The organism is Pseudoalteromonas sp. MMG013 (genome assembly GCF_018100885.1).
GTDB lineage: Bacteria > Pseudomonadota > Gammaproteobacteria > Enterobacterales > Alteromonadaceae > Pseudoalteromonas > Pseudoalteromonas aurantia.
The window spans coordinates 188,227-195,675 of sequence record NZ_JAGJEE010000008.1; the positions used below are offsets into that span (position 1 = coordinate 188,227).

General features: G+C 39.4%; 5 protein-coding genes and 1 pseudogene. 5 read left to right on the forward strand and 1 reads right to left on the reverse strand.

The features are described from left to right. Positions 1-295: 295 nt before the first annotated feature. On the reverse strand, positions 296-3,436 hold the full coding sequence (locus J8L98_RS10775) for a nitrate- and nitrite sensing domain-containing protein (protein WP_210996399.1): 3,141 nt from the start codon (positions 3,434-3,436) through the stop codon (positions 296-298). A gap of 225 nt (positions 3,437-3,661) precedes the next feature. Here J8L98_RS10775 and J8L98_RS24845 point away from each other — a divergent pair. The 5 genes and pseudogenes from J8L98_RS24845 to J8L98_RS10795 all read left to right on the forward strand — a co-directional run. Continuing rightward, positions 3,662-3,829: pseudogene (locus J8L98_RS24845) on the forward strand (IS256 family transposase); the annotation flags it as partial. Between the two features lie 819 nt (positions 3,830-4,648). Further along, complete coding sequence (locus tag J8L98_RS10780) at positions 4,649-5,977, forward strand: hypothetical protein (RefSeq protein WP_210996400.1); 1,329 nt, start codon at positions 4,649-4,651, stop codon at positions 5,975-5,977. A 14-nt stretch (positions 5,978-5,991) separates the two neighbouring features. After that, positions 5,992-6,639 (forward strand): hypothetical protein, encoded by a 648-nt coding sequence (locus J8L98_RS10785; protein ID WP_210996401.1) that lies wholly within the window; start codon positions 5,992-5,994, stop codon positions 6,637-6,639. Between the two features lie 18 nt (positions 6,640-6,657). Continuing rightward, positions 6,658-7,095 (forward strand): hypothetical protein, encoded by a 438-nt coding sequence (locus J8L98_RS10790; RefSeq protein ID WP_210996402.1) that lies wholly within the window; start codon positions 6,658-6,660, stop codon positions 7,093-7,095. A gap of 183 nt (positions 7,096-7,278) precedes the next feature. Next, on the forward strand, positions 7,279-7,449 hold a 171-nt coding region (locus J8L98_RS10795; RefSeq protein ID WP_210996411.1), incomplete at its 3' end, for a transposase.

Here is a 7,449-nt window from a genome sequence, read left to right on the forward strand (position 1 = left end):
TATGCTCAATATGAAAAATGTAGCCAACATAGTGAGTTACCATGCACAGAAGTAACTATTTTCATGGTTACATCTTTTGTTAACAACACAGAGTAATAAGCCTGTATGAGACTTTAAAACTAAACAATCGTTAAATACCCGAGAATTTTTCAGATCGACCTCTACCCGCATTTGCCCCACTCAAATTAAGAAATAAAAATCTGATATAAATTTCTCACAAGAAAGTCACTTTCACTTTACTGAAGGCCAATTGTTTAACCATGGATCACCAAGTCTCAGGCAAGCTCAGGGCAACTCAGGTAGTAAAGCGACTCAGTTGTTGTTTCATATTGCTTGCTTGATCTGCCATAGTCACCGCCGTCGCCGAAGCTTCTTCTGCCATGGCTGCATTTTGTTGCGTCATTTTGTCCATTTGCAAAATAGCTTTATTAACCTGTTCAATTGCGTCATTTTGATTTTCGGAAATGTCTGCAATTTCGGCAACCATTTTGCTAGTGTCCTGGGCTGCAGCAAGAATCTCGTTGAGGGTTTCCCCTGATTGATTTACAAGCGTTGTACCTATCGAAACTTTATCGACACTGGCACGGATGAGATCTTTAATCTCTTTGGCTGCACTCGCAGAACGCTGTGCCAGTGCGCGTACTTCACCCGCAACAACCGCAAACCCTTTTCCCTGATCGCCGGCTCGAGCTGCCTCTACCGCGGCATTTAAAGCAAGCAGGTTTGTTTGGAAGGCAATTTCATCAATGACGCCTATAATATCCGTGATGCGCTTACTAGCCTCGGTGATTTCTTCCATACTTTCAACCGCACCTTTCATTACTTTGAAGCCATTTTCTGCTTGTTGTTGAGTACTCGAGGAAAGCTGATTCGCATTTTTTGCCTTAGCTGCGTTGGAGCTGACCGACTCAGTTAATTCCCCCATCACTGAGCGAGTTTCCTCAAGCGCAGCCGCTTGCTGTTCAGTTCGCTGGCTTAGATTGACCACCGCACTGGATAATTCACTTGATGACTGATCGGTTTGTTGGGCGTTATTCATTACACCCTGAATAACCGAGGATAGGTTATCTAGGCTAGCGTTAATCGAGTTACTTAATAGTGCAAAGTCACCTTGGTATGTGTCGCTCATTTGCTGAGTCAAATCACCTCTAGCCATTTGCATCATCACGTGTTTGCATTCATCTATAGGCGCGACAACGGCTTCGAGTAAGGTATTGACACCATTCATGATTTCCTTGAAATCACCTTGATGTTGCTCAATGTCAGCTCTGGCGGTTAGGTCACCATTACTGGCCGAGTTAGCCAACGAATTTGCATCATCAATGAGCCTGCCAACTGCATCAATACAGGTATTTAGGTTATTTTTTAAATGATCAAAATCGCCATTGTATGGCTCAGTAATATGACTGGGGATTGCCCCGTCGGATATTGCATCAACTACGGTCGCAGCTTTGCTTAACGGCCCCACCATAGCATCCATCATATTATTTACACCAGAGACAATTTTTTTAAAGTCGCCGTTGTGTTTACTCAAGTCGACGCGTTTTTTCAAATCACCAGCTACAGCTGCACTGGCAAGTAAGTTTACGTCCTTGATCAGCTGGCCTATCACCAAGATACATGTATTTAAATTGTCCGTAAGTATGGCAAAATCGCCCTTATATTCAGCGGTGTTCTGCTCAGGAACATCGCCTTGTGAGATCAATCTCACCGCGTTTGCTGTGTTTTGCAACGGACCAACAATAGCCTCTAATAATTCGTTGATGCTATCTGCAAGGTGTTTCATTGAACCATTAAAATGCTGACTTTCAAGTCGTTTATCAAGTTGACCATTTACTGCCGCCTCAATAACCCCTTGTACCTGTGCTTCGGCGTCTCTTTGTTGAGTCAAGTCTTGCAGTTCAAGCACTACACCGAGTTTCTTTTGTTCATCGCTAATAACTGGGTTTAGCGTATAATTAAGGGTCTTGTGGCCTAATGTAAGCTCCTCACTATGAGTACTGTTTAAGCCATGTAGCACTTTCCCAAAATGGCTTGAGTTAGGATGTAATTCCGCAACATTTCGACCAACCACATTAATTGCACTAAAACTGGATAAGGCGCTTTGCAGCGCTCTTTCGTCGCTTCTGAATAAAGCTTGTGCCGCAAAATTTTGATAAATGACCGTATTGCTAGCGTCAGCAACCACAACATTTGCCGACACATTGTCGAGCGCTTGTTTTAAGCGGTTGTTCTCAGCGGCTTGCTTACGCTCTAATTGCATTCTTTGTTGTAGTTCAGATCGGGATTTTAGCAGGCTGGTCTGCATACTGCTGAGCGCATTTAACAGTTGACCAGCCTCGTCTGAGGTATCGACCACAATGCGATTATCAAGATTATCTTTGGAAATTTCTTGGGCAATCGTCACCGCATTATTAATAGGCCCAGTGATCCTTTGTAGTACAAAAAATACAAAGCCAAGTGTGACGGAAATAGACACAATCATTAGCCACATGGCATTAAATACATTTGCTTCAGCTTGGTCTAGTGAATCGCCAGACTTAGTTGCTAAATCTACGGATAACTTATCCGATACCTTTTTAAGCAGATTGATTTTATTCGTTTGCATTTCAAACCAATAAGCGGGGTCAATGCCAAAATTGCCTTCAGACACTTTAGAAAATGCAATATCTCGCATTTTCTGAGTTTCTTCTACCGCCTTATTTTGCATTGTGTCTTGATAAAACTGTAAGTTTGCTGGTGTTGCTAGGCTTACGTAGACTTCAAGGTAAGTATCTTGAATGGTAATTAAGTTACGTAGTCTCTCATATTGGCCCGGTTTAAATTCATTACTGGCAAATACTGCGGTAAAGACTGCCCGTTCAACACCAGCCAGCTCTTTACTGTTTAAGAAATTACGATATGCCGAGGCAGCATTGACGATATCGCTTTGGGTACTTAGCTTAGCAAGGAAGTTAATGATCCCCAGAAAAGCCGCATTTGACTGAGTGTAGTAGCCAATTGCGTCACTGGTTTGGATCGACAAAGCGCTGATTGATTCGCGCTTTTCATTAAGTTGTTGTTTTAACGACTTCGCCAGATCTAATTGCCTGATTAGGTCTCTATTGAGTGTATTTGCATTTATTTTAGAGACAAAATTATCGTAATTTTTAGCTGCTTTGTCTGTGTCTTGACGTTGCGTCATTATTTGCTGCTGAAATTTCGTGCCGTTACTGCCTAAAAAGCCAGCGGTAAGACCGCGCTCTTTTTGCATCTCATGAACAAATTCGTTAGAGATTACCGATAGCTGGGTAAGCAATAATAAGTTAGCACTTTCCGCTTCCTGTTTTTGATTGTTTGATACTTGATTAAAGGCAAAGAACACCATAAACCCTAGTGGGATCAATGCAATTAGCAGTAGTTTCCACCTTAACTTTAAGTTATTAAACATTCCCATAAATCATTCCTTATTTACACGTGCGGCGGTAAATCGATCTCAAGCTAAAGTGTAGTTACAATTAGCAGTGATTCAATATTAGTAACTTACAACCTACATAAATAAAGTCTGCAATAGCAAAGTTGCGGATTTTAATTAACTAAATGGGAGATCATAGACAGGACAATGAAGTCTGATAACAAATGTAATACGTAAGCTTGCAACCCTGTATGCATCCGCCTGTTCAAAAAGCGTAAAACCTTTCCTTGCGATGATTCAGCGAGAAAAATGGTTTACCTTGCGATATAAGATACTAGCAAGAAATAGACGATACCGATTCAAAACTGGCATCAGGCGATGAGTCATTTTATTATTGAGTTAGAGGAACGCTCGAAAGACATATCTATAAAATGACAGTTACACTGAGTTTATTACAGGCTCGTATGAAACTCTATTTGCACAGCTGAAACCTGCCAACCTATAGTGCAACTCTTAAAACACCGTTCAACACTTTATTGTTCACCCACAAAAATGTGGCCCCGCACTTTATACACCCACAAGAAAATGTAAGAGAGTAATATAGATTGTTACTGCCTTCCTCTGCAAGCCTTATAAACTGTTACGCTATTGTGATGCTTGAATTAAATAGTTTCATACTGGCAATTTGTAATTATCATTTTCAGTCCTAAAACCACCACCTTTTAGTAATAAAGTATCATACTGCTTTTTCACTCTATATTTCTGAATAATATAGGTATAGTTTTTGTTTTTGTGTCTCTACCCACAGGTTTCACACGAAATATGTGGATGAATGACTAATCCATTATGATCTTTTAATACTTAGAGTGGCACTTAATTACTAGATAACACGTTGCCACTACTCTCGTATTTACTCCATTCAAAGCCATTTCTGATTTTATCTGACGCTTTAGGGCTTCATTCGCTATGGAATCAAGTTCAATTTGGATGTTGGATTTTGGTTTCTTTTCTTTTGATATAGCCATTCTCACACATAGTATATGTAGCAAAATATCAGAATTTTACCGCTACTAGTATTGTAAAAGCTGGGAAGTCCACTAATTCACAACGCCATCAAACGACACTAACGAAAGAAACCCACTCAAGATAGATGAAAAGACATATATGTTTAAATAACTGTTGATTAAATGTGTACAAAAAATGATATAATATAGCTCGGTTTTTTTGTATAACTAATTTAATTTGCGAGTAAACGTGTTAAATAAACGATCATTCTGCTCCTTAATCCTCTTTTCTAGTCTAGTTAATGCTAAAGGGATCGTGGAAACGCCTAGTCATTCTTATTTTGAAAAAATAGAACAAAAGATATCTCCTTTTCAGTGGGTACCAATCGAAATCCCTAACACCAAAGATGGAAAGATCACCTTGCCGAATGGAGAGTACAAATACGCGATTTCGTTGCAATCAGCGATAAGTGTATTTAAAGGAAAGTTTTCGATTCAAGATGGTAGCCACAAATATATTCATAGAACTATTACACCTGACAGAGCACAAGTACTTTCATGGGTATCTGATGCGCCAGTAAGAAGTGCTAAGTATGAAACAGAAAAAAAAGAGATGCTTTGCTTAGGGGTTTTTCAGGGTAATGCTTACTTTAAACCATATATGCAAGATAAATGTAAAGAACTAACTATAACAAACAACGCAACGGCTCATTACGCTAACGGTTACGCATATGAGCAAGGTATTGGAAAATACCCACAAAATTCCTTGAAGGCCGCTACCAGTTATCTCAAGGCATACAAATTGGGTAAATTAGAGGCTGGATTAGGGTACTTTTGGCTACGTCAGAGTGATCCAAAAGCGATCGAGATTCTACTCGAGCTTGCAACAAAAGGGAATGTCATTGCGTTAGGCCTTGCCGCTCAATATACTGCTAGCTCTGATAAAGCGACAGAAAGAGAAAAAGCACCTCTATTTGCGAAAAAAGCTATCGAACTATCAAACCCGGATGGCTTTAAAGCGCTATCCAATATAAGCATAATGAAAGAGTCCGACGATTCAAAGTATGTTATTGATGCCGCAGCGTATTTCAATTTATACAACATTCATTTTCGTAACCATACTAATAATCAATCAGCTCATCACAATTTAATTGAAGAAGCAATTGTTCCCTCGGACAGTGAGGAAATAGCGAAAAGAACACAGCAACTAGAAGGACAATATATCAAAAACGGGTTATCACTTTATATCGATACGAGCCTATTTAAAAAGTTAGACAACATAAAGCTTGTAGTTAATGATAACTTCTCTTTCACTATGACTGAGTTCCAAGAAAAATATTTACTCAACCTTTTCAAGACCAAAAGTAATATATCCATACAAGTGTTTAAAGGTGACGAGTATTTTGGCGGGACGACTCTCTCATCAAGCGCACTGGATGGACATGTTTATTGCTTCCTACCACATAAAAAATTTAAAGATGATTTTGAGCTTAAGACACATCATCAAGACGCAAGATGCCCCAAGAAAGTAAGCGAAAGCCATTCTATGTGGAAAGTGCTAAATCAATACTCCATTTAGTAGGAATATAAAGTATGAGCTTTTTGAAATGCATTTACTCAGCGGTTTGTTTAAGTTTAATCTCAGGCTGCAGTGCTGGTATAAAAAAAATACAGGAAACTGAAAGTCTTGATAATTTAGCTGACAATGAGGCTATAGCGATACTGAAATTATCCTCAAACAACATTCGTAACCCTAACTCTAAAACAAGTATTACCTTCTCAAAAAGAGGAGTTACTAAAAACGGGATCCACCAGCAGCAATTACTTTTATGGAAAGAGAAGAGCTCATCTACGGTTTATACGGACAAAGAGTATGCCGTATTTAAGATCCAGCTCAGCACCCCAAAAAAAACGGTAGCGCTAGTAAACATTGCAGAGGAAGACCCCTTGACCAAAGAATGGAATAGCTGGTTCACACGATACTGTGGTGGTAATGTCATGGTAACAAATGTACAAAAGCAAGGTATACATTATCTGGGGGAGCTTAGTTTTGATAAACATGTTCTGCCAACAGGAGAAGTTAAGGAACTGTTTGACGTCAATAAATCTCTAGATGGCGTTGCCGTGTTCTTAAAACAACATTACCCGACGATCCCAACAGGTAACATCAAGTTAAGCCCTTTGCGGGACACCTTTGATCACACTAGGTGCGCTCCAGAAACCACTGTTATTTATATTTAATTAAAGAAAGACTAATTTATGAAATTACTTACTAAACACGCTGTACTCGCTTTCACAATAATTGGAATAAGCGGATGTGCCATGCTGCCAGTATCAAAACCTTATAAAAATAAAAGCTTATCAAATGATAAAATAGCAATGCTTCGCCCAACCATTGAAAATTCAACTTGGGTACCCGGCATATCAGAAATAATGAATAAAAGCCGTGACATCGAAACACCTAGGTGGCGCTCTATTGGCAACTCATTTATTGGTGGTTACCCTCAACGCATGAACCTTCTTCCTGGTCGCTATGAAATAATTTTTTATTGTGCCAACGGTAACTCATATGCCTTTCCTAGAGCGAAAGTAGTTGTTGAAGAGGGGAAGATATATAGCACCCGTTGCTTTAATGCTGTCGACGATCAAGTGGGTGTGGAGGTAATTGAATCTAACATTAACAATGTTAAAATGTGACCAATCTAAAATGGCAGTGAACGCATCTGTATGCTGCCACCTCTAGAACGAAATAGTTTCTTCTTCGAATTGTAACGATCCGTATATTGAATTTATCAGAGTTTCAAATAAGTTCATTGGACTTCCCAGACTTTGCTAGACATTCAATGAGTTACATTGTAACTTCTAATAAAAGGTGTTTTTATGAGCAAAGGAAAACGCTATACCCAAGAGTTTAAAGAAGCAGCTGTTAAACAAATTACCGAGCGTGGATACTCAGTTGCAGAAGTCGCTGAGCGATTAGATATTTGTACCAAAACGTTATACCACTGGCGGAGCCAGTTATCAGATAAACCTAAATCTGTTCAATCATCC

Excerpts from the sequence above, each read along its gene's own strand:
- J8L98_RS10775 (WP_210996399.1), bottom strand. The coding sequence starts at position 3,436 with ATGGGAATGTTTAATAACTTAAAGTTAAGGTGGAAACTACTGCTAATT.
- J8L98_RS10785 (WP_210996401.1), top strand. The coding sequence starts at position 5,992 with ATGAGCTTTTTGAAATGCATTTACTCAGCGGTTTGTTTAAGTTTAATC.
- J8L98_RS10790 (WP_210996402.1), top strand. The coding sequence starts at position 6,658 with ATGAAATTACTTACTAAACACGCTGTACTCGCTTTCACAATAATTGGA.